Genomic DNA, 2,629 nt, shown 5'->3' with positions numbered 1-2,629 from the left:
CTAACCCTTCGGTCAACGCGACGTCCACCAGCTACGCACCAGGGCCGCGAGGCACCCAGGCCTATCATGTGCCTCGCGGCCCTGGCGCTCCGCTGGCGGCCGCGCGTTACCTCAAACGTTAGGTGTCCGTCGAAGTGCGCCACTTGCGCGGGTCTCGTTCAGCCCACCTTCGCCAGCGAGCACGATCGGGGTTGCGCTCTGGAAACGAAAACATCGTTCACCGTGGTGCCCTGGCAGAAACACAAAGCCATTGGCTGCATGCGCAGTCCACCACGCGCCCTTCGGGCGTTTGCAGTTCGGGAACCGAAAAAGCCGCACTGCCGCTCACCAAGGTCCGTCGCTTGTCATGGCCGCTCATTTCAAAGTCCATGAATACCCGCTCGGGCTCTGGCAGCGCGCGCACCTGCGCCGTTCAAGTTCTGCCTTGCGCATCATCGTCATCCGTCCTTCTGGCATCGTTGCCCAAGACCCGCAGCCACCTAACCCTTCGGTCAACGCGACGTCCACCAGCTACGCGCCAGGGCCGCGAGCCACCCAGGCATATCATCTGCCTCGCGGCCCTGGCGCTCCGCTGGCGGCCGCGCGTTACCTCAAACGTTAGGCGCCACCATTCATCGCTCATGGCAATCTGGCAGTTTGATCTCACGTTCGTTCCCATAGGTGATCCTATGCCAGTGCAAGGTCCCGACGGGCATGAAGCGCGGTCATTCCGTGCTCACAAAGTCTCCGCCGCTAAAGCCTGGCTATCCGAGCGCTTCGGTGCCCCTCGGGAAGTGCTTGAAGACTGGTTTATCTACGGGCCTAACGACGGAAGCCGCGTGGATCTTCTGTTCAATCCAGATGGCAGCGCGGAGATCAGTGCACGCATAGACGCGCGGAGCGAAGCAGTCGAGTTTGCAACTGCGCTGTGCGAGCTAAGTGCACTTGTCGACGGTCAGCCGTTTTCTGTTGAATTCTGGAAGCTCCTCGAAGTGAAGCCTTCAGCTATCGGCCTCGCACTTGAACGTTCTCGCGCAGCGGCATTCATTCGAGACCCAGAAAAGGTTCTTAGAGGTGCCGGCAGTGGCGCCTAACAAGTTGGTCAACCGGACACGCTCTGGTCGGCTTCGCCTCCCGGCGCGTGCCGGTTACCGCCGGCGTTAGGCCTCGCAAGCGACCCCGCGTACCCGAGATGACCACCCGTACGTCCAACCCGCTCCGCGCCAGTCTGGCTCTTGTATTGGCGTTCACATTGGCCGTGTTGTCATCCTTCGTCCAAGGTGAAGGCCCGGAACTCGAGTCATACGGCAATCTGTGTGGCCCGGCAGCCAACGAAAGCTGCTACAAGCCAGCGCTCAAAGGCGGCTTCCCGTTGGCGTACCTGATTGACACGCCTGGTGTGTCTGTCGAGCGCCAACTCTCCTTCGGCGAAGACACTCTGCACCCAATAGCATTGGTCGTGGACATCGCCATCTACTGGGCAGCAATCATGCTTGCCATCTGGTTCGTCAAGCGCCAGAGCGCCTCGGCAAAACACAGCGCGAACCTTGGCGAGGCCTAACCCTTCGGTCAACGCGACGTCCTCCAGCTACGCGCCAGGGCCGCGAGGCACCCAGGCATATCATGTGCCTCGCGGCCCTGGCGCTCCGCTGGCGGCCGCGCGTTACCTCAAACGTTAGGCCCGGGTCATCACGGCCCTCGCGACTCGTTTCGCTGCCAGAAGTACCGCAGGACTGCGATCATCGTCACGCCAGTGCGGCAGTGGAACAGCCGAATGCAGCTGCAGCGTCGGGCAAGGCTCTGGGAACAGAAGACCGGGCCCGCTCTGCCTCAGGCTACCCGTCCGATGAGCGATCGAAGCACTTCCCAAGCCGCACCAAATACGAGTACGGCCATCTCCCGGCGGGGCTCTGCACGCACGGGTAGCCAGGGTTCAAGAACCACTCCTGCCCTGCGTTGTTCATGCACCCCGAGCACTTCAAGCAAGCAATCGTCCCTGGCAGCCGTACCGCTCCTGGCTGCGCTGCTGCTCAAAACCCGTGGTGTTCAAGGCCTGCACGAGCAACCGGGCCTAACCCTTCGGTCAACGCGACCCGTACCAGCAGGCGCCTTGGGGCGCGAGGCCGCTCAGCACTATCATCGGCCTCGCGCCCCAAGCCACCTGCTGGCACGGGCGCGTTACCTCAAACGTTAGGTGTCCGTCGAAGTGCGCCACTTGCGAAGGTTCGTTCAGCCCACCTTCGCCGGCGAGCACGATCGGGGTGCGCTCTGGAAGCGAAGACATCGTTTGCCGTTGTGCCCTGGCAGAAACACAAGTCCGTTGGCCGCATGCGCAGTCCACCACGCGCCCTTCGGGCGTTTGCAGTTCGGGAACCGAAGGCCCCACTGTCGCTCACCAAGGTCCGTCGCTTGTCATGGCCGCTTATCTCGAAGTCCATGAATACCCGCACGGGCTCTGGCAGCGCGCGCACCTGCGCCGTTCAAGTTCTGCCTTGCGCATCATCGTCATCCGTCCTTCTGGCATCGTTGCCCAAGACCCGCAGCCACCTAACCCTTCGGTCAACGCGACGTCCACCAGCTACGCACCAGGGCCGCGAGGCACCCAGGCATATCATCTGCCTCGCGGCCCTGGCGCTCCGCTGGCGGCCGC

Annotated in this window: 3 protein-coding genes; all 3 read left to right on the top strand. The window is 62.8% G+C overall.

What is annotated here, in order from left to right; translation table 11 throughout:
- The first annotated feature begins 620 nt into the window (after positions 1-620).
- Positions 621-1,073: a hypothetical protein gene (locus HLB44_RS36595; RefSeq protein WP_173135782.1), complete on the top strand. Its 453-nt coding sequence runs from the start codon at positions 621-623 to the stop codon at positions 1,071-1,073.
- A 98-nt stretch (positions 1,074-1,171) separates the two neighbouring features.
- On the top strand, positions 1,172-1,540 hold the full coding sequence (locus HLB44_RS36590) for a hypothetical protein (protein WP_173135781.1): 369 nt from the start codon (positions 1,172-1,174) through the stop codon (positions 1,538-1,540).
- Between the two features lie 853 nt (positions 1,541-2,393).
- Positions 2,394-2,629, top strand: a 236-nt coding sequence (locus tag HLB44_RS36905) for a hypothetical protein (RefSeq protein WP_217283949.1), incomplete at its 3' end; no start/stop codon positions are given.

Origin of the sequence: Pseudaquabacterium terrae, from assembly GCF_013266755.1 — a bacterium.
Classification (GTDB): Bacteria; Pseudomonadota; Gammaproteobacteria; order Burkholderiales; family Burkholderiaceae_C; genus Pseudaquabacterium; species Pseudaquabacterium terrae.
This window is presented reverse-complemented; position numbering and strand designations above follow the sequence as displayed.